This window comes from [Bacillus] caldolyticus, assembly GCF_003595605.1.
Taxonomy (GTDB): Bacteria; Bacillota; Bacilli; order Bacillales; family Anoxybacillaceae; genus Geobacillus; species Geobacillus thermoleovorans.
The window spans coordinates 1,908,787-1,930,000 of record NZ_CP025074.1 but is presented as its reverse complement, the minus strand read 5'-3'; the positions used below and the strand labels follow the sequence as shown (position 1 = coordinate 1,930,000).

Annotated in this window: 22 protein-coding genes, 2 rRNA genes and 2 other annotated features (1 of these 26 cut by a window edge); all 24 genes read left to right on the top strand. The window is 52.5% G+C overall.

The annotated features are described in order from the left end of the window. A 23S ribosomal RNA gene (locus CWI35_RS10065) occupies positions 1-1,764 on the top strand; it begins 1,166 nt to the left of the window's first position. Between the two features lie 105 nt (positions 1,765-1,869). After that, positions 1,870-1,986, top strand: a 5S ribosomal RNA gene (rrf, locus tag CWI35_RS10060). Between the two features lie 264 nt (positions 1,987-2,250). Further along, the gene (ctsR, locus tag CWI35_RS10055) at positions 2,251-2,712 is read left to right on the top strand and encodes a transcriptional regulator CtsR (RefSeq protein WP_011229590.1); all 462 of its coding nucleotides are present in this window, start codon (positions 2,251-2,253) and stop codon (positions 2,710-2,712) included. A gap of 15 nt (positions 2,713-2,727) precedes the next feature. Beyond that, positions 2,728-3,276: a protein-arginine kinase activator protein McsA gene (locus CWI35_RS10050; RefSeq protein WP_011229591.1), complete on the top strand. Its 549-nt coding sequence runs from the start codon at positions 2,728-2,730 to the stop codon at positions 3,274-3,276. Between the two features lie 5 nt (positions 3,277-3,281). Next, positions 3,282-4,373 (top strand): protein-arginine kinase McsB, encoded by a 1,092-nt coding sequence (locus CWI35_RS10045; RefSeq protein WP_011229592.1) that lies wholly within the window; start codon positions 3,282-3,284, stop codon positions 4,371-4,373. Further along, positions 4,370-6,802, top strand: a complete 2,433-nt coding sequence (gene clpC, locus CWI35_RS10040; protein ID WP_011229593.1) for an ATP-dependent protease ATP-binding subunit ClpC — start codon at positions 4,370-4,372, stop codon at positions 6,800-6,802. The genes CWI35_RS10045 and clpC overlap by 4 nt, the downstream gene beginning before the upstream one ends. A gap of 77 nt (positions 6,803-6,879) precedes the next feature. Then, entirely contained in the window at positions 6,880-8,253 is a 1,374-nt protein-coding gene (radA, locus tag CWI35_RS10035; RefSeq protein ID WP_011229594.1) for a DNA repair protein RadA, read from the top strand. Between the two features lie 309 nt (positions 8,254-8,562). After that, positions 8,563-9,657, top strand: a complete 1,095-nt coding sequence (locus CWI35_RS10030) for a PIN/TRAM domain-containing protein (protein ID WP_011229595.1) — start codon at positions 8,563-8,565, stop codon at positions 9,655-9,657. A gap of 21 nt (positions 9,658-9,678) precedes the next feature. After that, a complete protein-coding gene (gene ispD / locus CWI35_RS10025; protein ID WP_011229596.1) occupies positions 9,679-10,365 on the top strand; it encodes a 2-C-methyl-D-erythritol 4-phosphate cytidylyltransferase in 687 nt (228 codons plus the stop codon). Between the two features lie 14 nt (positions 10,366-10,379). Next, positions 10,380-10,856 carry a 2-C-methyl-D-erythritol 2,4-cyclodiphosphate synthase gene (gene ispF / locus CWI35_RS10020; protein WP_119877709.1) on the top strand — a complete coding sequence of 159 codons (477 nt, stop codon included), beginning with the start codon at positions 10,380-10,382 and terminating at the stop codon, positions 10,854-10,856. Between the two features lie 202 nt (positions 10,857-11,058). Beyond that, positions 11,059-12,531, top strand: a complete 1,473-nt coding sequence (gene gltX, locus CWI35_RS10015) for a glutamate--tRNA ligase (protein ID WP_011229598.1) — start codon at positions 11,059-11,061, stop codon at positions 12,529-12,531. A 72-nt stretch (positions 12,532-12,603) separates the two neighbouring features. Continuing rightward, positions 12,604-12,839: a binding site (T-box leader), on the top strand. Between the two features lie 59 nt (positions 12,840-12,898). Further along, positions 12,899-13,573: a serine O-acetyltransferase gene (gene cysE / locus CWI35_RS10010; RefSeq protein WP_012820475.1), complete on the top strand. Its 675-nt coding sequence runs from the start codon at positions 12,899-12,901 to the stop codon at positions 13,571-13,573. Continuing rightward, on the top strand, positions 13,551-14,951 hold the full coding sequence (gene cysS / locus CWI35_RS10005; RefSeq protein WP_011229600.1) for a cysteine--tRNA ligase: 1,401 nt from the start codon (positions 13,551-13,553) through the stop codon (positions 14,949-14,951). The genes cysE and cysS overlap by 23 nt, the downstream gene beginning before the upstream one ends. A 6-nt stretch (positions 14,952-14,957) precedes the next feature. Further along, complete coding sequence (locus CWI35_RS10000; protein WP_012820476.1) at positions 14,958-15,383, top strand: Mini-ribonuclease 3; 426 nt, start codon at positions 14,958-14,960, stop codon at positions 15,381-15,383. Then, positions 15,383-16,120 (top strand): 23S rRNA (guanosine(2251)-2'-O)-methyltransferase RlmB, encoded by a 738-nt coding sequence (rlmB, locus tag CWI35_RS09995; RefSeq protein WP_011229602.1) that lies wholly within the window; start codon positions 15,383-15,385, stop codon positions 16,118-16,120. The genes CWI35_RS10000 and rlmB overlap by 1 nt, the downstream gene beginning before the upstream one ends. Positions 16,121-16,123: 3 nt before the next feature. Next, positions 16,124-16,636: an NYN domain-containing protein gene (locus tag CWI35_RS09990; RefSeq protein WP_011229603.1), complete on the top strand. Its 513-nt coding sequence runs from the start codon at positions 16,124-16,126 to the stop codon at positions 16,634-16,636. Between the two features lie 90 nt (positions 16,637-16,726). Beyond that, complete coding sequence (gene sigH, locus CWI35_RS09985) at positions 16,727-17,356, top strand: RNA polymerase sporulation sigma factor SigH (protein WP_020278980.1); 630 nt, start codon at positions 16,727-16,729, stop codon at positions 17,354-17,356. Between the two features lie 86 nt (positions 17,357-17,442). Continuing rightward, positions 17,443-17,598 carry a 50S ribosomal protein L33 gene (gene rpmG, locus CWI35_RS09980; RefSeq protein WP_369792889.1) on the top strand — a complete coding sequence of 52 codons (156 nt, stop codon included), beginning with the start codon at positions 17,443-17,445 and terminating at the stop codon, positions 17,596-17,598. A 40-nt stretch (positions 17,599-17,638) separates the two neighbouring features. Then, positions 17,639-17,821, top strand: coding sequence for a preprotein translocase subunit SecE (gene secE / locus CWI35_RS09975; RefSeq protein ID WP_012820481.1), 183 nt, complete (start codon positions 17,639-17,641; stop codon positions 17,819-17,821). Positions 17,822-17,933: 112 nt separating this feature from the next. Further along, positions 17,934-18,467 carry a transcription termination/antitermination protein NusG gene (gene nusG, locus CWI35_RS09970; RefSeq protein WP_011229607.1) on the top strand — a complete coding sequence of 178 codons (534 nt, stop codon included), beginning with the start codon at positions 17,934-17,936 and terminating at the stop codon, positions 18,465-18,467. Between the two features lie 234 nt (positions 18,468-18,701). Continuing rightward, the gene (gene rplK / locus CWI35_RS09965; RefSeq protein WP_011229608.1) at positions 18,702-19,127 is read left to right on the top strand and encodes a 50S ribosomal protein L11; all 426 of its coding nucleotides are present in this window, start codon (positions 18,702-18,704) and stop codon (positions 19,125-19,127) included. 181 nt (positions 19,128-19,308) lie between these two features. Further along, complete coding sequence (rplA, locus tag CWI35_RS09960) at positions 19,309-20,010, top strand: 50S ribosomal protein L1 (protein WP_011229609.1); 702 nt, start codon at positions 19,309-19,311, stop codon at positions 20,008-20,010. 47 nt (positions 20,011-20,057) lie between these two features. Next, positions 20,058-20,221, top strand: a sequence feature (ribosomal protein L10 leader region). A gap of 47 nt (positions 20,222-20,268) precedes the next feature. Beyond that, a complete protein-coding gene (gene rplJ, locus CWI35_RS09955; protein ID WP_011229610.1) occupies positions 20,269-20,769 on the top strand; it encodes a 50S ribosomal protein L10 in 501 nt (166 codons plus the stop codon). Positions 20,770-20,823: 54 nt separating this feature from the next. Beyond that, on the top strand, positions 20,824-21,192 hold the full coding sequence (gene rplL, locus CWI35_RS09950; RefSeq protein WP_012820484.1) for a 50S ribosomal protein L7/L12: 369 nt from the start codon (positions 20,824-20,826) through the stop codon (positions 21,190-21,192). Positions 21,193-21,214 lie beyond the last annotated feature (22 nt).

Here is a 21,214-nt window from a genome sequence, read left to right as displayed (position 1 = left end):
CTGCGCCGAAAATGTACCGGGGCTAAACGTGCCGCCGAAGCTGCGGGATGACCGTTGGTCATCGGTAGGGGAGCGTTCTAAGGGCAGAGAAGCCAGACCGGAAGGACTGGTGGAGCGCTTAGAAGTGAGAATGCCGGTATGAGTAGCGAAAACAGAGGTGAGAATCCTCTGCGCCGAAAGCCTAAGGGTTCCTGAGGAAGGTTCGTCCGCTCAGGGTTAGTCGGGACCTAAGCCGAGGCCGAAAGGCGTAGGTGATGGACAACAGGTTGAGATTCCTGTACCACCTTCTTCCCGTTTGAGCGATGGGGGGACGCAGGAGGATAGGGCGAGCAGGCGGCTGGAAGAGCCTGTCCAAGCCGTGAGGCTGATCCGCAGGCAAATCCGCGGATCATAAGGCTAAGCGGTGACGGCGACGGATTGATCCGGAAGTCCCCGATTTCACACTGCCAAGAAAAGCCTCTAGCGAGGGAAGAGGTGCCCGTACCGCAAACCGACACAGGTAGGCGAGGAGAGAATCCTAAGGCGCGCGGGAGAACTCTCGTTAAGGAACTCGGCAAAATGACCCCGTAACTTCGGGAGAAGGGGTGCTCTTTGGGGTGAAGAGCCCTGAAGAGCCGCAGTGAAAAGGCCCAAGCGACTGTTTATCAAAAACACAGGTCTCTGCGAAGCCGAAAGGCGACGTATAGGGGCTGACACCTGCCCGGTGCTGGAAGGTTAAGGGGAGCGCTTAGCGGAAGCGAAGGTGCGAACCGAAGCCCCAGTAAACGGCGGCCGTAACTATAACGGTCCTAAGGTAGCGAAATTCCTTGTCGGGTAAGTTCCGACCCGCACGAAAGGTGTAACGACTTGGGCGCTGTCTCAACGAGAGACCCGGTGAAATTATACTACCTGTGAAGATGCAGGTTACCCGCGACAGGACGGAAAGACCCCGTGGAGCTTTACTGCAGCCTGATATGGAATTTTGGTATCGCTTGTACAGGATAGGTGGGAGCCTGGGAAGCCGGAGCGCCAGCTTCGGTGGAGGCGGCGGTGGGATACCACCCTGGCGGTATTGAAATTCTAACCCGCACCCCTTAGCGGGGTGGGAGACAGTGTCAGGTGGGCAGTTTGACTGGGGCGGTCGCCTCCCAAAAGGTAACGGAGGCGCCCAAAGGTTCCCTCAGAATGGTTGGAAATCATTCGGAGAGTGCAAAGGCACAAGGGAGCTTGACTGCGAGACGGACAGGTCGAGCAGGGACGAAAGTCGGGCTTAGTGATCCGGTGGTTCCGCATGGAAGGGCCATCGCTCAACGGATAAAAGCTACCCCGGGGATAACAGGCTGATCTCCCCCAAGAGTCCACATCGACGGGGAGGTTTGGCACCTCGATGTCGGCTCATCGCATCCTGGGGCTGTAGTCGGTCCCAAGGGTTGGGCTGTTCGCCCATTAAAGCGGTACGCGAGCTGGGTTCAGAACGTCGTGAGACAGTTCGGTCCCTATCCGTCGCGGGCGGAGGAAATTTGAGAGGAGCTGTCCTTAGTACGAGAGGACCGGGATGGACGCACCGCTGGTGTACCAGTTGTCCCGCCAGGGGCACCGCTGGGTAGCTATGTGCGGACGGGATAAGCGCTGAAAGCATCTAAGCGTGAAGCCCCCCTCAAGATGAGATTTCCCACCGCGCAAAGCGGGTAAGATCCCTCGAAGATGACGAGGTCGATAGGTCCGAGGTGGAAGCGTGGCGACACGTGGAGCTGACGGATACTAATCGATCGAGGGCTTGACCTATGAGCGGCTTCTTCCAACGGTTATCTAGTTTTGAGGGAATGAACATCCTGTTGACAAATCCAACAGGATGGATATAATAATTACTGTCCAAGATGATCATCATTGCCTAGTGGCTATGGCGGAGGGGAAACACCCGTTCCCATCCCGAACACGGAAGTTAAGCCCTCCAGCGCCGATGGTAGTTGGGGCCAGCGCCCCTGCAAGAGTAGGTCGCTGCTAGGCAAAATGGAAAGCACGTCTTTTCTTTCCTTGGAAGAAAAGGCGTGCTTTTTCATTTATTCGGCTGCTTGACGTTTTATTGTCCAAAAAAACGGATATTCTATAGTTAGTTTTCCTTCTTTGGTCACTCTTGAAATTTTCCGTAATACATTGTATAGTAAGAGTAAGGTCAAATATAGTCAAAGTCAACAAATAGGCAGTGGGGTGTCCTGGTCAGCGGACGGCCCATCGCCAGGCAGCTTGGTTGTAAGGAAGGTGGTAGGTAGAGTGCCGAACATTTCCGACATCATTGAGCAATATTTAAAGCAAGTGCTCAATATGAGCGACCAAGATATCGTTGAAATTAAACGAAGCGAAATCGCTAATAAATTCCAATGTGTTCCGTCGCAGATCAACTATGTCATCAATACGAGGTTTACCCTTGAAAGAGGGTACATCGTTGAAAGCAAGCGCGGTGGCGGTGGGTATATCCGCATTATGAAAGTGAAGACAAAGAGTGAAGCACAGCTTATTGACCAGCTGCTCGAGCTTGTCGGCCACCGCATCAGCCAATCGAATGCCGAAGATGTGGTAAAACGTCTCGTTGAAGAAAAGGTAATTTCGGAGCGGGAAGCGAAAATTATGTTAAGCGCTATGGATCGTTCTGTTTTATATATCGATTTGCCCGAGCGGGACGAACTGCGGGCCCGCATGTTAAAAGCGATGCTGACGTCGCTGAAATACAAATAGGGGGAGGGGGAGGCATTGATTTGCCAAGAATGCAAGCAGCGGCCGGCCACGATGCACTTTACAAAAATTGTAAACGGAGAGAAAACGGAGTTCCATCTTTGCGAGCAATGTGCCAGAGAGCATGGCCATATGTTTACGTTCTACGGCAATGATGATTTTTCACTCAACAACTTGTTGGCGGGGCTTCTTAACTTTCAAGCGCCGATGAAAGAGATGACGGCGAACGCGTTTCCGAACCCGGATGTACTTCAATGTGAGACGTGCCAAATGACATACCATCAATTCACACAAATCGGGCGGTTCGGCTGCGCTAACTGCTACCGGACGTTTGCACGCTACTTGCCGCCGATTTTGAAACGGCTCCATAGCGGCAATACCGCTCATTCAGGAAAAATTCCGAAGCGAAAAGGCGGCGTTCTCCATTTGCGCAAGCAACTTGCTATGTTGAAACAAAAGCTTCAGGAGCTCGTTGCTCGTGAGGAATTCGAGCGGGCGGCCGAGGTGCGCGACCAAATCCGCTCGTTGGAGGATGAACTGCGTCGACGCGGAGAGGGGGATATGTAAGCGGTATGTCGTTCGAGAAGTTTTTCAATACGGCGGTCAGCGCGTGGATGAGCCAAGAGGGGCCGGATTCGGACATCGTCTTAAGCAGTCGCATCCGACTGGCGCGCAACATCGTTGACTTTCGTTTTCCAACGCTGTTTAGCAGTGAAGAAGCGATGCAAATCGTCGCGTTGTTTGAACGGACGTTCGCCCATCGTTCTTACGGAGGGGCAGGCCGCTTCGAGTTGTTGAAAATGTCGGAGCTTCAGCCGATTGAAAAACGGGTATTGGTAGAAAAACACTTAATTAGTCCGCATCTGGCTGAGGATTCGCCGTTTGGCGCTTGTCTGCTTTCGGAAAATGAAGAAATCAGCATCATGATCAACGAGGAGGATCATATCCGCATCCAATGCCTATTCCCGGGGTTGCAGCTTGCTGAGGCTCTCGAGGCGGCGAGCGAATTGGACGATTGGATTGAAGGGTATGTCAACTATGCCTTTGACGAGCGGCTTGGTTATTTAACGAGCTGCCCGACCAATGTCGGGACGGGATTGCGGGCTTCGGTGATGATGCATCTTCCGGCGCTTGTGCTGACGCAGCAAATTAACCGTATTATTCCTGCCATCAACCAGCTTGGGCTTGTTGTCCGTGGAACATACGGTGAAGGGAGTGAAGCGTTGGGAAATATATTCCAAATTTCCAACCAGATCACGCTTGGGAAATCGGAGGAAGACATTGTTGCTGATTTGCATACGATCGTTCAGCAGCTGATCGCCCAAGAAAGAGCGGCTCGTCAGGCATTAGTGAAAACTTTGGGCATACAATTAGAAGACAAGGTGTTCCGTTCATACGGCATACTGGCCAACTGCCGCGTCATCGAATCGAAAGAAGCGGCGCAATGTCTGTCCGATGTTCGCTTAGGGATTGATCTAGGATATATCAAGAACATCTCGCGCAACATTTTAAATGAGCTGATGATTTTGACGCAGCCGGGATTTTTGCAGCAATATGCCGGCGGGGCGCTTCGCCCTGAAGAACGGGACGTCCGCCGCGCGGCGCTGATCCGGGAGCGTTTAAAGATGGAGGAACGAAGAAAGATGGAGGGTGATGAACGATGATGTTTGGCAGATTTACGGAACGGGCGCAAAAAGTGCTGGCGCTGGCGCAGGAAGAAGCCATTCGCCTCGGCCATAACAATATCGGCACAGAACATATTTTGCTCGGCCTCATCCGCGAGGGCGAGGGGATCGCGGCTAAGGCGCTCATGGCGCTTGGGCTCGGCCCAGATAAAATTCAAAAAGAAGTCGAATCGCTCATCGGCCGTGGCAGTGAAGTGTCGCATACGATCCACTATACGCCGCGGGCGAAAAAAGTGATTGAGCTGTCGATGGATGAAGCGCGGAAGCTCGGCCATTCATACGTCGGCACAGAACATATTTTGCTTGGGTTGATCCGCGAAGGCGAAGGGGTGGCCGCCCGCGTGCTGAACAACTTGGGAGTAAGCTTGAACAAAGCGCGCCAGCAAGTGTTGCAGCTGCTTGGCAGCAATGAGTCGATGTCAGGCCATGGCGGCGGTGCTTCGCACGTGAGCACTCCGACGCTTGACAGCCTCGCCCGCGATTTGACAGCGATTGCCCGCGAAGGGCGGCTGGACCCGGTCATCGGCCGCAGTAAAGAAATTCAGCGCGTCATTGAAGTATTAAGCCGGCGGACGAAAAATAATCCGGTGTTGATCGGCGAGCCGGGCGTTGGGAAAACGGCCATTGCTGAAGGGTTAGCCCAACAAATCGTCAATAACGAAGTGCCGGAAACGCTGCGCGACAAGCGGGTCATGACGCTCGATATGGGGACAGTCGTCGCCGGAACGAAATACCGTGGAGAATTTGAAGACCGACTGAAAAAAGTGATGGATGAAATTCGTCAAGCGGGCAACATCATCTTGTTTATCGATGAGCTGCATACATTAATTGGCGCCGGTGGGGCGGAAGGAGCGATCGACGCGTCGAACATTTTGAAACCGGCGTTGGCGCGCGGGGAGCTTCAATGCATCGGCGCGACAACGCTCGATGAATACCGGAAATATATTGAAAAAGACGCCGCGCTTGAACGCCGCTTTCAGCCGATTTACGTTGATGAACCGACAGTGGAAGAATCGATCCAAATTTTAAAAGGGTTGCGCGATCGGTATGAAGCGCACCACCGCGTTTCGATTTCCGACGAGGCGATCGTGCAAGCCGTCAAGTTGTCCGACCGCTACATTACCGACCGTTTCTTGCCGGATAAGGCGATCGATTTGATCGACGAGGCTTGCTCGAAAGTGCGCCTTCGTTCGTTCACCGCACCGCCGAAATTGAAAGAACTTGAACAAAAGCTCGAGGAAGTGCGGAAAGAAAAAGACGCGGCCGTGCAAAGCCAAGAGTTTGAGAAAGCGGCGTCGCTGCGCGATATGGAACAGCGGCTGCGCGAAGAACTGGAGGAAACGAAACGTGCGTGGAAAGAAAAACAAGGCCAAGAAAATTTGGAAGTGACGGTCGAAGACATCGCCGCGGTCGTCTCGAGTTGGACCGGCATTCCGGTATCGAAGCTCGCTGAGACGGAAACGGAGCGGCTGCTCAAGCTGGAAGAAATTTTGCATTCGCGTGTCGTCGGCCAAGACGAGGCGGTCAAAGCGGTCGCCAAAGCGGTGCGCCGCGCCCGTGCTGGCCTGAAAGACCCGAAACGCCCGATCGGTTCGTTCATTTTCCTTGGTCCGACCGGGGTTGGGAAAACGGAGTTGGCTCGAGCCTTGGCAGAAGCGATGTTTGGCGATGAAGACGCCCTCATTCGCATCGATATGTCCGAGTATATGGAAAAACACTCGACATCGCGGCTCATCGGGTCGCCGCCGGGGTATGTCGGTTATGAAGAAGGCGGCCAGCTGACGGAAAAAGTGCGCCGCAAGCCGTATTCGGTTGTCCTGTTAGATGAGATGGAAAAAGCGCATCCGGACGTGTTCAATATTTTGCTGCAAGTGTTGGAAGATGGGCGGCTGACTGACTCGAAAGGGCGGACGGTCGACTTCCGCAACACGATCATCATCATGACGTCCAACGTCGGCGCCGATGCGCTGAAACGGAATAAGTACGTTGGCTTCAACATTCAAGACGGGAACCAGCAATACAAAGATATGAAAAGCAAAGTGATGGATGAGCTGAAAAAAGCATTCCGTCCAGAGTTTTTAAACCGGATCGACGAAATCATCGTCTTCCATTCGCTCGAAAAAGACCATCTGAAACAAATCGTCCGATTGATGGCCGATACGCTCGTGAAGCGGCTGAAAGAGCAAGACATTGATCTTGAGCTGACGGAGGCCGCCATTGAGAAAATCGCCGCCGAAGGGTTCGATCCAGAATACGGTGCCCGCCCGCTGCGCCGCGCCTTGCAAAAGCATGTTGAAGACCGTTTGTCCGAAGAATTGTTAAAAGGCACGATCGCCAAAGGGCAAAAAGTCGTCGTGGATGTCAAAGACGGGGAGTTTGTCGTATTGTCGAAACAAGCGGTCGTGTGAGGGAAGAAAAGGCATGCGGCAGCTTCCTGCCCATGCCTTTTTTTCGTTGGAAAACGTTACAGAAAGGGTTAAGATCGATGGCGAAGAAGAAAACGAAGTTCGTTTGCCAAGAGTGTGGATATGAGTCGGCCAAATGGCTTGGACGCTGTCCGGGATGCCAAACATGGAATTCGTTTGTTGAGGAAATTGAGCAGGAGAAACCGACTGTGCGCGGCGCATTTCTTCATTCGGAGCGGGCGGGTTCGGCCAAACCGGTCCCGATTACAGCCGTGGAGGCGGTGCAAGAGCCGCGCATGAAAACGAACAGCGCGGAGCTCGATCGCGTGCTGGGCGGTGGAATCGTCAAAGGTTCGCTCGTTTTGATCGGCGGCGACCCTGGCATTGGCAAATCAACGTTGCTTTTGCAAACATCGGCGCAGCTGGCCGCCGCTGGGCATCAAGTGCTGTATGTCTCCGGTGAGGAATCGGTCAAACAAGTAAAGCTGCGCGCTGGACGCCTTCGTGCGGAGTGCGATCAGCTGTACGTGTTGGCGGAAGCAGATTTGGAATACATTGTGGCAGCGGTTGAAACGGTTCAACCTGCTTGTGTCATCATTGATTCGATTCAGACGGTGTATCGCACCGATATTTCCTCTGCACCGGGCAGCGTCGCCCAAGTGCGCGAATGCACGGCCGAGCTGATGAAGCTGGCGAAAACAAAAGGCATTGCCATTTTTATCGTCGGTCATGTGACGAAGGAAGGGGCGATCGCCGGGCCGCGCCTGCTCGAACATATGGTGGACACCGTTCTCTATTTTGAAGGGGAGCGACACCATACGTATCGCATTTTGCGAGCGGTGAAAAACCGTTTTGGCTCAACGAACGAAATCGGCATTTTTGAGATGCGCGACATTGGGCTGAAGGAAGTGGAAAACCCATCAGAAGTGTTTTTAGAAGAACGGTCGCGCGGAGCGGCTGGCTCGACGGTCGTGGCGGCGATGGAAGGGACGCGGCCGGTGCTCGTGGAAATCCAGGCGCTCGTCTCGCCGACGAGCTTCGGCAACCCGAGACGGATGGCGACCGGCCTTGACCATAACCGTGTGTCGCTTTTGATGGCCGTGCTCGAAAAGCGGGTTGGGCTGCTGTTGCAAAACCAAGATGCTTATTTGAAAGTGGCGGGCGGCGTGAAGCTTGATGAGCCGGCAATTGACTTGGCGGTCGCTGTCAGCATCGCCTCGAGCTTTCGCGATCGGCCGACGAATCCGGCGGATGTCATTATCGGCGAAGTCGGCTTAACTGGAGAGGTGCGCCGCGTCTCGCGCATCGAACAGCGCGTGCAGGAGGCGGTAAAATTAGGCTTTTCCCGCATCATTGTGCCAAAAAACAATTTAGCCGGCTGGCAGCCGCCAAAAGGTGTGCAAGTGATCGGTGTTTCGCATGTGGCCGAGGCGCTTGAGCATACAATGTGTTAATCGCTCTTTCGCCTGCGCGGCCCGCTTCTTCGTGTCCAAGGGGATATGAGCGATCAAAAATTCATCGCCTCTTCATTCTTAAGTGCTCAAGCAGAGGCATAAACAGCCTAAAAGGATTGAACCTTTTCGCTCTGATGTACGTAAAAATATAGTAGGGAGATCCGAAACAACTACGGCGTTTGGCCGGCGTTTTCTGCTATTGTTACAAGCAGATGTCGAATGTTCAAAAACGATTAAAAATTGCCTTCCAATTGGTTTCAAACATTGGAAACTGTTTATAATGTTAAATAGGGAGGTGAAGATGGGCTGATGGTCAAACGCATTGTGCAATTATTTTTCCTCGCCGTGGGCGGAACGTTAGGCGCCATGTTTTTTCCTGACTTGCTTAAGGTGATGAATGTGAGCGGCATGCCGCTTCTCAATAATTCTTATACGCTGGCGGTGCTGGGGGCAGTCGTTTTCTTTTTGTTGACGTTTTGGCTTGTCGATTATGTGGTCGACATGATTCGCTGGGTGGAGGAAACGCTCGTGAAGGCGCCGGCCGCCGACGTGCTGTTTGGCAGTCTCGGGCTGATTTTCGGTCTTATTATCGCGTTTTTCGTTGTCATGCCGTTGCAGTCGTTTCACATTCAAGTGTTGAATACGGTGTTGCCGATTTTTTTGACGGTGTTGCTTGGCTACTTAGGGTTTCGCGTCGGTTTAAAGAAACGGAATGAGTTGATGAACTTATTTTCCTTGTCCAATCGCATGGCAAAGAAAAAAGGTGGAGAAGCGGAAAACGAACCGTCAAAGGGCGGTGCTGTGAAAATTTTGGATACGAGCGTCATCATCGACGGGCGGATCGCAGACATTTGCCAAACCGGGTTTTTGGAAGGGCCGCTTGTCATTCCGCGGTTTGTGCTCGAAGAATTGCAGCATATCGCCGATTCGTCCGATGTGCTGAAGCGGAACCGCGGCCGCCGCGGCTTGGATATTTTGAACCGCATTCAAAAAGAAATGGCGATGAAAGTGGAAATCCATGAAGCGGATTTCAGCGACGTCCAGGAAGTCGACAGCAAACTCGTCAAGCTGGCGAAGCAACTTCAAGGCGTTGTCGTGACGAACGATTTCAATTTAAACAAAGTATGTGAGCTGCAAAACGTGCGTGTTTTGAATATCAACGATTTAGCGAATGCCGTCAAACCGGTCGTGCTGCCAGGCGAGGAGCTGAACGTACACGTCATTAAAGATGGGAAGGAGCATAACCAAGGCGTGGCCTATTTGGACGACGGGACGATGATCGTCGTTGAAGATGGCAAAGAATATATCGGCAAACGGGTTGACGTTTTAGTCACCAGCGTGTTACAAACATCTGCGGGGAGAATGATTTTTGCCAAATTGAAACTGCTGCAAAAAGCGTTGTAAAACGAATAGGGGAAACGGCCAATGAATTACGAAGCGATTGTCTTGGCGGCCGGGCGGGGAAAGCGGATGAACGCCGGCATGAACAAGCAATTCCTTGAGCTTGGCGGTGAGCCGCTCATCGTTCGGACGCTGAACGTGTTTGAGCGCGATGAGCGGTGCACCCGCATCGTGCTCGTCGTCAACCCAGCCGAGCGAAGCCGATTTGAGCAGCTGCTCGCCCGCTTTCGCATTCAAAAAGTCGCCGCGCTTACCGACGGCGGCGAGGAGCGGCAGCATAGCGTCTATAACGGATTGCAGGCGCTCGCGGGGGAGGAGATTGTTCTCATCCATGACGGCGCCCGCCCGTTTGTCCGCGTCCATCATTTGCACGAGCTAGTGAACGCCGCTGTTCAGTACGGGGCGGCGATCCCGGCAGTGCGGGTGAAAGATACGATCAAAAAAGCGAACGGTTTGTTTGTCGAACAGACGATTGATCGTTCCAGCTTGTGGGCGGTGCAGACGCCACAAGCTTTTCGTCTGTCTTTGATCATGGAAGCGCACGAAGCGGCGAAACAGGCTGGCTATCTCGGCACGGATGACGCCAGCCTTGTGGAGCGAATCGGCAAGCCGGTGAAGATCATTGAGGGGGATTATCGCAATATTAAGCTGACGACGCCGGAGGACCTTTTGTTTGCTGAAGCGATTTTGGCAAGCCGGATGGCCGAATAGATGGGGGTGGAGAGATGTTTCGCATTGGACAAGGGTTTGACGTCCATCAGCTTGTTGAAGGGCGTCCGCTGATCATTGGCGGCGTTACTATTCCGTATGAAAAGGGGCTGCTCGGCCACTCAGATGCCGACGTGCTGCTTCATGCGGTGGCGGACGCATGCCTTGGGGCAATCGGCGCCGGCGATATCGGCCGGCATTTTCCAGACACAGATCCGCGCTTTAAAGATGCCGACTCGGCTGAGCTGTTGGCGCACGTATGGGCGCTCGCTCGGCAGGAAGGGTATAGGCTCGTGAACGCCGACTGCACGATCATCGCACAAAAGCCGAAGCTGGCGCCATATATTGAAGAAATGAGGGCGGTGATCGCTCGGTTGCTGGAAGCCGAGCGCTCGCAAGTCAATGTGAAGGCAACGACGACGGAGAAGCTTGGATTCACTGGGCGGGAGGAAGGCATTGCCGCCCAGGCGGTCGTCTTGCTGCAAAAAAGCTAATGGAGCGGCCTTTGGCAACATCATTTGGGAAGGCCTCGTTCTTTAATACATAAGCGCTTTGTTCGCCGTCCTGGCTAGGAGGTGTAAAGGGGGGGCGTCGGCGGCGTGGTGCGGCTTAGGCGAGAGCTGTCTGTTTTGAACTTTGCCGCGATAAACGGTACAATAATAGCACAAGCTTTGATGGAAGTGGAGGGTTTGGATGATGGCAAAAGAGGTGCGCGTGCGCTATGCGCCGAGCCCAACCGGCCATTTGCATATCGGCGGGGCGCGGACAGCGCTGTTTAACTATTTGTTTGCCCGCCATCACGGTGGAAAAATGATCGTCCGCATCGAGGATACGGATATTGAACGGAACGTCGAAGGCGGCGAAAAGTCGCAGCTCGAAAACTTAAAATGGCTCGGCATTGATTATGATGAATCGATTGATCAAGATGGCGGCTACGGGCCGTACCGGCAAACGGAGCGGCTCGATATTTACCGAAAATATGTGAATGAATTGCTTGAGCAAGGGCATGCGTACAAATGTTTTTGCACGCCGGAAGAGCTCGAGCGCGAGCGGGAGGCGCAGCGGGCGGCCGGCATCGCCGCTCCGCAGTACAGCGGCAAATGCCGCCATTTGACGCCGGAGCAGGTCGCGGAGCTCGAGGCGCAAGGGAAGCCGTATACGATCCGCCTGAAGGTGCCGGAAGGGAAAACGTACGAGTTTTACGATTTAGTGCGCGGCAAAGTGGTGTTTGAATCGAAAGATGTCGGCGGCGATTGGGTGATTGTCAAGGCGAATGGCATTCCGACATACAATTTCGCTGTTGTCATCGACGACCATTTAATGGAAATCAGCCATGTGTTTCGCGGTGAGGAACATTTGTCCAATACGCCGAAGCAGCTCATGGTATATGAGTACTTCGGCTGGGAGCCGCCGCAGTTCGCGCACTTGACGTTGATCGTCAACGAGCAGCGGAAAAAGCTGTCGAAGCGCGATGAATCCATCATTCAGTTCGTCTCGCAATACAAAGAACTTGGCTATTTGCCGGAAGCGATGTTCAACTTTTTCGCTTTGCTTGGCTGGTCGCCGGAAGGAGAGGAAGAAATTTTTACGAAAGACGAACTGATCCGCATGTTCGATGTCTCCCGGCTGTCAAAATCGCCGTCCATGTTTGATACGAAAAAGCTGACATGGATGAACAACCAATATATCAAAAAGCTTGATCTTGACCGGCTTGTCGAGCTGGCCTTGCCGCATTTAGTGAAAGCCGGGCGCCTGCCGGCGGATATGACGGACGAACAGCGGCAATGGGCGCGCGATTTAATTGCTTTGTATCAAGAGCAAATGAGCTACGGGGCGGAGATCGTCCCGCTGTCTGAGCTGTTCTTTAAAGAAGAAATCGACTACGAGGACGAGGCACGTCAAGTGCTTGCTGAAGAGCAAGTGCCGGCTGTGCTTTCCACCTTCCTTGAGAGCGTGCGTGAGCTTGAGCCGTTTACGGCAGACGAGATTAAAGCGGCCATTAAAGCGGTGCAAAAGGCGACCGGGCAAAAAGGGAAAAAGTTGTTTATGCCGATCCGCGCGGCGGTGACGGGACAAACGCACGGACCGGAGCTGCCGTTTGCCATTCAGTTGCTCGGCAAAGAAAAAGTGATCGAGCGGCTGGAGCGGGCGTTGCAAGAAAAATTTTAATCGGCCTCTATGCACGTTTGCATGATGGATGTGGTATAATAATATAAAGTTTCGATGGAACAAGCGCATAAAGAAAAAGCGTTGACGAGGAGAAGTAGGAAGCATCGGCATCCCAGAGAGAGCCGCCTTGGCTGGAAGCGGCTTATGTTCGGTGCTGTCTGAAGTGCGCCTCGGAGTCTCCTTTCGAACCGGAACAGAGACGTTCTGCAGTAGAGGGGAGCGGAGCATCTCCGTTATCGGAATCGAGTGAGCGAAACGGCGCCCCGTTTCGCTAAACAGAGTGGAACCGCGCCAAAAGCGTCTCTGTGTCTTCGGCACAGGGACGCTTTTTTATTCAAGACAACTTAGAGGGTGGAGGGAGGACATTATGTTTAAAACGTTAAAAGAGGATATTGAGGTCATTTTTGAGCAAGACCCGGCGGCGAGAAGCTATTTGGAAGTCATTTTAACGTATTCCGGCCTGCATGCCATCTGGGCGCATCGGATCGCCCATGCGCTTTACAAGCGGAAATTTTACTTTCTTGCCCGCTTGATTTCGCAAATCAGCCGCTTTTTCACTGGCATTGAAATCCATCCGGGCGCGAAAATCGGCCGCCGCTTTTTCATCGACCACGGCATGGGCGTGGTGATCGGCGAAACGTGCGAAATCGGCGACAATGTCACCGTCTATCAAGGGGTCACATTAGGCGGGACAGGGAAAGAAAAAGGGAAGCGGCACCCGACGATCAAAGACAACTGTTTGATCGCTGCCGGCGCAAAAGTGCTCGGTTCGATTACGATCGGGGAAAACTCGAAAATCGGCGCTGGGTCGGTCGTGTTAAAAGACGTACCGCCCAATTCGACCGTCGTTGGCATTCCGGGCCGCGTCGTTGTGCGCGACGGGGTGAAAGTGAAGAAAGATTTAAACCATACCGACCTTCCTGACCCGATCGCCGACCGGTTTCGGGAGCTTGAAGAGGAAATCGCCCGGCTGAAAAGCGAGCTTGAGGCATTGAAACAACAAGAAAGGAAGAACGAGTATGAGCAGCATCCGGCTTTATAATACACTGACGCGAAAAAAAGAACCGTTTGAGCCGCTGGAGCCGAATAAAGTGAAAATGTATGTGTGCGGCCCGACCGTCTATAATTATATTCACATCGGCAATGCTCGGGCCGCCATCGTTTTTGACACGATCCGCCGCTATTTGGAGTTCCGCGGCTATGATGTGACGTATGTATCGAACTTTACCGACGTCGATGACAAGTTGATCAAAGCGGCCCGCGAGCTCGGCGAGAGCGTGCCGGCGATCGCTGAGCGGTTTATTGAGGCGTATTTTGAAGACATTCAGGCGCTTGGCTGCAAAAAAGCGGACATCCATCCGCGGGTGACCGAAAACATTGATACGATTATCGAATTCATTCAGGCGCTCATTGACAAAGGATATGCCTACGAAGTCGACGGCGACGTGTATTACCGGACGCGCAAGTTCCGCGAATACGGCAAGCTGTCTCATCAATCGATCGATGAGCTGCAAGCTGGGGCGCGCATCGAAATTGGGGAGAAAAAAGACGATCCACTTGATTTCGCCCTTTGGAAAGCAGCGAAGGAAGGAGAAATTTGTTGGGACAGTCCATGGGGGAAAGGGCGGCCTGGTTGGCATATCGAATGCTCGGCGATGGCGCGCAAATATTTGGGCGATACGATCGATATCCACGCCGGCGGCCAGGACTTGACATTCCCGCACCATGAAAACGAAATCGCCCAGTCGGAGGCGCTGACCGGCAAACCGTTCGCGAAATATTGGCTGCACAATGGGTATTTAAATATTAACAACGAAAAAATGTCGAAGTCGCTTGGCAATTTCGTGCTCGTTCACGATATCATCCGGGAGATCGACCCGCAAGTGCTGCGTTTTTTCATGCTGTCGGTGCATTACCGCCATCCGATCAACTACAGCGAGGAACTGCTTGAGAGTGCGCGGCGCGGACTCGAGCGCCTGAAGACGGCGTACAGCAATTTGCAGCATCGCCTGCAGGCAAGCACGAACTTAACGGACAATGACGAGGAATGGGTTTCGCGCATTGCCGACATCCGCGCCTCGTTCATCCGTGAAATGGACGACGATTTCAACACGGCGAACGGCATTGCCGTATTGTTTGAACTGGCGAAGCAGGCCAACTTGTACTTGCAGGAAAAAACGACATCCGAGAAGGTCATTCACGCGTTTTTGCGCGAGTTCGAACAGCTGGCGGACGTACTTGGACTCACCTTGAAGCAGGATGAGCTGCTTGATGAGGAAATCGAGGCGTTGATCCAAAAGCGCAATGAAGCGCGGAAAAACCGCGATTTTGCGCTGGCCGACCGCATTCGCGACGAGTTGAGAGCGAAAAACATTATTTTGGAAGACACGCCGCAAGGAACGAGATGGAAACGGGGATAGCACGCGATGATGGCGGAGTTTGAAACGGTCAACGATGTGAAGCAGTTAAATGGACTGGCGCTTGCCTATATTGGCGACGCCGTGTACGAGGTGTATGTGCGACGCCATTTGCTTGCTGGCGGCAGCGTGCGGCCGCATGAGCTGCATCGGCGGGCGGTCCGCTATGTGTCGGCGCGGGCGCAAGCGCGAGTGATTTTGGCGTTGCTTGACGAGGGCGTCCTGACCGAGGAGGAAAAGGACATCGTCCGCCGCGGCCGCAATGCCAAATCAGGCACAATCCCGAAAAATACGGATGTGCAAACATACCGGCATAGCACGGCCTTTGAGGCGCTCATCGGTTATCATTTTTTGGTTAATAATGAAAAGCGGGTTGATGAGCTGATCGGCCGTTCGTTTGCCATTATTGAAAGGGAAGAAAGGGCGTTGGAATGATGGACTACATTATCGGCAAAAATCCGGTCATTGAAGCGCTCAAAGCCGGGCGCGACATCAATAAAATTTGGATCGCGGAAGGGGCGCAGCGCCATACCGTCGAACCTGTGCTTGAATGGGCAAAGCGGCGGGGCGTGCTCGTCCAATATGTCCCGAAGCGCAAGCTTGATCAGATGGCTGAAGGAGCTCATCAAGGGGTGATCGCTCAGGCGGCGGCTTACCGCTACTATGAAATTGATGACTTGTTCGCTCGCGCCGCCGAGCGGGGCGAGGCGCCGTTTTTTCTCATCTTGGATGAGCTTGAGGATCCGCATAATTTAGGGGCCATCATGCGCACCGCTGATGCGGTCGGGGCGCACGGCCTCATTATTCCGAAGCGGCGTTCGGTCGGGCTGACCCAAACGGTGGCGAAGGCGTCGACCGGGGCGATTGAGCACGTTCCGGTCGCGCGTGTGACAAACTTGGCGCGGACGATTGACGAGCTGAAAGAGCGCGGAGTGTGGGTAGCCGGAACGGATGCATCGGCTCAAGACGACTACCGCTCGCTCGATGGCACGATGCCGTTGGCGCTCGTAATCGGGAGCGAAGGAAAAGGGATCAGCCGCCTAGTGCTTGAAAAGTGCGATTTCTTGTTCCGGTTGCCGATGCGCGGCCATGTCACCTCACTCAATGCCTCTGTCGCCGCCAGCCTGCTCATGTACGAGGTGTACCGGAAGCGGTATCCGTTGGGAGAATAGCGAATGAACATTTTGATTGTCGACGGCTATAACATGATCGGTGCTTGGCCGGAGCTGCGCCGGCTGAAAGAAGAGGGCGATCTGGCAGCGGCAAGGGATTTATTGATTGAAAAAATGGCTGACTACAAAGGATTCACCGGGGACCATGTCGTGATCGTATTCGATGCCCACCTCGTGCAAGGAAACGAGAAAAAGTATAAACATTACGACGTCGATGTCATTTTTACAAAGGAACATGAGACGGCCGATGAGCGAATTGAACGGTTGGCGAAAACATTGATGAATGCGCGCACAAAAGTGTATGTCGCTACCTCCGACTACACCGAACAATGGACGGTGTTCGGCCAAGGCGCCCTGCGCAAGTCGGCGCGCGAGCTATTGGATGAAGTCGAGACGGTTGAGCGGGACATTTCCCAAAAAGTAAAAGCGATGCGGCAACGCACTCCGATCTCCAAAGTCCCGCTAAATGATAGAATTGCTGAAATTTTTGAAAAATGGCGAAGAGGAGAAAAATGAGCGGTTGACGCTGTAAAAATTTGTCCTGTATAATACATGTTAGCGATTGATGCGGTCGGGGGGATCAGCGTGGGGGAATGCTTGAAAGCAATGAAAGGGAAAGGTTATCATCAGCTGGACGATGAGCAGCTTGTTGCGCTCGTTCACGAAGGGGATGGGGAAGCACTTGATTTTTTAATCCATAAATATCAAAACTTTGTGCGCGCCAAAGCTCGCTCCTATTTTTTAGTCGGAGCTGATCGGGAAGATATCGTGCAGGAAGGAATGATCGGTCTGTATAAGGCCGTCCGTGATTTTAAGGGGGACAAGCTTTCCTCATTTAAAGCGTTTGCAGAACTTTGCATCACAAGGCAAATGATTACCGCGATTAAAACGGCGACCCGCCAAAAGCATATTCCGCTCAACTCTTACGTTTCCTTGGATAAGCCGATTTATGACGATGAATCTGACCGGACGCTGATGGATGTGTTGTCCGGCACGCAGGTGACGGACCCGGAACAATTGATTGTCAACCGCGAGGAAGTCGATGATATTGAACTAAAGATGGCGGAACTGCTCAGCGACCTCGAGCGGAAAGTGCTCGCTTTGTATTTGGATGGACGCTCATACCAGGAAATTTCCGAAGAGCTGAACCGCCATGTCAAGTCGATCGACAACGCGTTGCAACGCGTCAAGCGGAAGCTCGAGAAATATTTGGAATACCGCGAGATCAGTTTATAGCATCGCAACGCCGCATCAAAAGATGTCATTGACAGCGAAACAGCCAATATGATAAATTTTTATGGACATCTCGCAGGAACGGTGGAATGCTGATGCGCCAAAAAGTGACGCTGGCTTGCGTGCAGTGCGCAAGCCGAAACTATACGGCAGCAAAACAAATACGTCGCCTTGGTGAGCGCCTTATGGCCAACAAGTTTTGCTCAACATGCAACAAACATACAATCCATCGTGAAACGAAATAGACGGTGGAGATAGTTTTGAACGATGATGGAGGTACGAGTGATGCAGCGAGTAATCAACTTTTTAAAAGAAGTCGTACGCGAGCTGAAAAAAGTGAGTTGGCCAAACCGGAAGGAGTTAGTGAACTACACGGCGGTCGTGTTGGCCACGGTGGCGTTTTTCACCGTCTTTTTTGCCGTTGTGGACCTCGGCATTTCTGAGTTGATTCGCCTCGTGTTTGAATAAGCGGACAAAGGATATGTTATAATGAAAGATAATCGTGCGCGTATGGAACCCGGCAACGGGTTTTTGTTTTGCGCAAAAAACAAAACGAAAACCGCCTTGGGGAGGCTTGTTGATGGAGAAAAACTGGTATGTTGTCCATACATATTCGGGATATGAAAACAAAGTGAAAGCCAATTTGGAAAAACGCGTCGAATCGATGGGAATGAAAGATAAAATTTTTCGCGTCGTCGTTCCGGAAGAGACGGAGACGGACGTCAAAAACGGAAAACGGAAAACGACGAAAAAGAAAGTGTTCCCTGGCTATGTGCTCGTTGAGATGGTCATGACGGATGACTCATGGTATGTCGTGCGCAACACGCCGGGCGTCACTGGATTTGTCGGCTCAAGCGGAGCTGGTTCGAAACCGACGCCGCTTATGGAGGAAGAAGTAAAAATGATCTTGAAGCGGATGGGCATGCCGCTTGCCGAGGTTGACGTAGACTATGAGGTAAATGAAACGGTGCGGATCAAAGAAGGTCCGTTTGCGAACTTTACAGGGAAAATTGAAGCGATTGACCCGGATAAACATAAAGTGAAGCTGCTTGTCGATATGTTTGGGCGCGAAACACGGGTGGAGCTTGAGTTTTCGCAAATAGAAAAAATCTAATGGATAAAGAACTTGCAATTGATAGGGAAAAGTGATACTATTTTAAAGTCAGTATGTCTCTTAAACGGAGACATATGGCGGTGAACTTATACACTTGTATAAGGGAGCCGTTTTGTTTTTACGCTGATCCTCTCAACTGAACGGGAGATAGGAAAACGGCTCAGTAGACCGGAGCCGGATGAGTGGGAGGGGCAATCCCTAATACCACATCACGGACTTAAGGAGGTGTGTCTCGTGGCGAAAAAAGTAATCAAGGTCGTCAAACTGCAAATTCCTGCAGGGAAAGCGAATCCGGCGCCGCCAGTAGGTCCTGCGTTGGGTCAAGCCGGTGTCAATATTATGGCGTTTTGCAAAGAGTTTAATGCCCGCACGGCGGACCAAGCAGGGTTGATCATTCCGGTTGAAATTACGGTTTTTGAAGACCGTTCATTTACATTCATCACGAAAACGCCGCCAGCCGCTGTATTGCTGAAAAAAGCGGCGGGCATTGAATCGGGCTCCGGCGAACCGAACCGCAACAAAGTGGCGACAATTAAACGCGACAAAGTACGTGAGATCGCTGAGCTGAAAATGCCGGATTTGAATGCGGCGAGCATTGAGGCGGCCATGCGCATGATCGAAGGCACGGCCCGCAGCATGGGCATTGTGATTGAAGACTAAAGCCGGTGCGTCGTTTGTAGGGGAGGTTGCGTCATTGGGCAACCTCTCTCTCCATGAACAAAAACAGCAAGACGGGCCCGATGAATGGGCATCCGTCCGCTTCTTCGTTTTCGAAAGAAGCGAAGAACGTTCAATGTGGGAGGTTTTTCCGCTAAAACCACAATCGAGGAGGATTTTTCACATGCCGAAAAGAGGAAAGAAATACTTAGAAGCATTGAAGCTCGTCGACCGCTCCAAAGCATACCCGATTGCTGAAGCAATCGAGCTCGTGAAAAAAACGAACATCGCGAAATTCGATGCCACGGTGGAAGTGGCGTTCCGTTTGGGCGTCGACCCGAAAAAAGCGGACCAACAAATTCGCGGCGCCGTCGTCCTGCCGCACGGCACAGGGAAAGTGGCGCGCGTGTTGGTGTTCGCGAAAGGGGAAAAAGCGAAAGAAGCAGAAGCGGCTGGCGCTGACTATGTCGGCGATGCAGAATATATCAACAAAATCCAGCAAGGTTGGTTTGACTTTGATGTCGTTGTTGCTACGCCGGACATGATGGGTGAAGTCGGGAAACTCGGCCGCATTTTAGGGCCGAAAGGGTTGATGCCAAACCCGAAAACCGGAACAGTCACGTTTGACGTAGCAAAAGCGGTGCAGGAAATCAAGGCTGGTAAAGTGGAATACCGCGTCGACAAAGCGGGCAACATCCATGTTCCGATCGGCAAAGTGTCGTTTGACAACGAGAAATTGGCTGAAAACTTCGCGGCCGTCTATGAAGCAATTTTGAAAGCCAAACCGGCGGCGGCAAAAGGGACGTACGTGAAAAACGTCACGATTACATCGACAATGGGCCCTGGCATCAAGGTTGACCCGTCCACGGTTGCTGTTGCACAATAACCGTTGACTTTTGTTTGTCCGTCTGTTAAAATGCCATTTGGCTGAACAAATGAATATCATTTGTACCGTAGACAGTAGGTGCCTGTTTGAGGCTTAATTTCCTACCGAGGTATGTGGACGATAGAACAGCGCGCCCTGCGTCGGGGACGAGCGGCGGTGCGTTGAACGACACCTCCATGTCTACGCGGCATGGAGGTTTTTTATTGAGCAGACGGTATAAGTGGTATTCTCTCATTTTCCTTACAGGAGGTGCAGGACGTGTCGAGCGCGATTGAACTGAAAAAACAAGTGGTCGCGGAAATCGCAGACAAATTCCGGGCCAGCAAGGCAACCGTCATCGTTGATTACCGCGGCTTGAACGTGGCGGAAATGACCGAGTTGCGCAAACAGCTGCGCGAGGCAGGCGTCGAGTTTAAAGTGTACAAAAACACCTTGACCCGCCGGGCGCTCGCGGAAGTCGGCTTGGAAGGACTGGATGAAGTGTTCACCGGTCCAAATGCCATCGCCTTCAGCAATGAAGATGTCGTGGCGCCGGCAAAAATTTTAAGCGAGTTTGCGAAAACGCATGAAGCATTGGAAATCAAAGGCGGCGTCATCGAAGGGAACATCGCCAGCAAAGAAGAAATCGATGCGTTGGCGAAACTCCCGTCCCGCGAAGGGTTGCTTTCGATGTTGCTTAGCGTTCTTCAAGCCCCGATCCGCAACTTTGCGCTTGCGATTAAAGCGGTGGCTGACAAGCAAGAGGAACAAGGCGCGTAATGGCGCATCGATATGTGCTTAACAATCATTCAGAAAACAAAGGAGGAAGTTGTGATGACGAAAGAACAAATCATTGAAGCAGTGAAAAATATGACCGTATTGGAATTAAACGAATTGGTGAAAGCGATCGAGGAAGAATTCGGCGTAACAGCTGCGGCTCCGGTTGTTGTCGCGGGCGGCGCAGCAGCTGGCGCTGAAGCAGCGGCAGAAAAAACGGAATTCGACGTCATTCTTGCCGACGCCGGCGCGCAAAAAATCAAAGTCATCAAAGTCGTTCGCGAAATCACTGGCCTCGGCCTGAAAGAAGCGAAAGACTTGGTCGACAACACCCCGAAGCCGATCAAAGAAGGCATTGCGAAAGAAGAAGCAGAAGAAATCAAAGCAAAACTCGAAGAAGCTGGCGCGAAAGTCGAAATCAAGTAATGGCTGCGCCATTGAAAAAAGA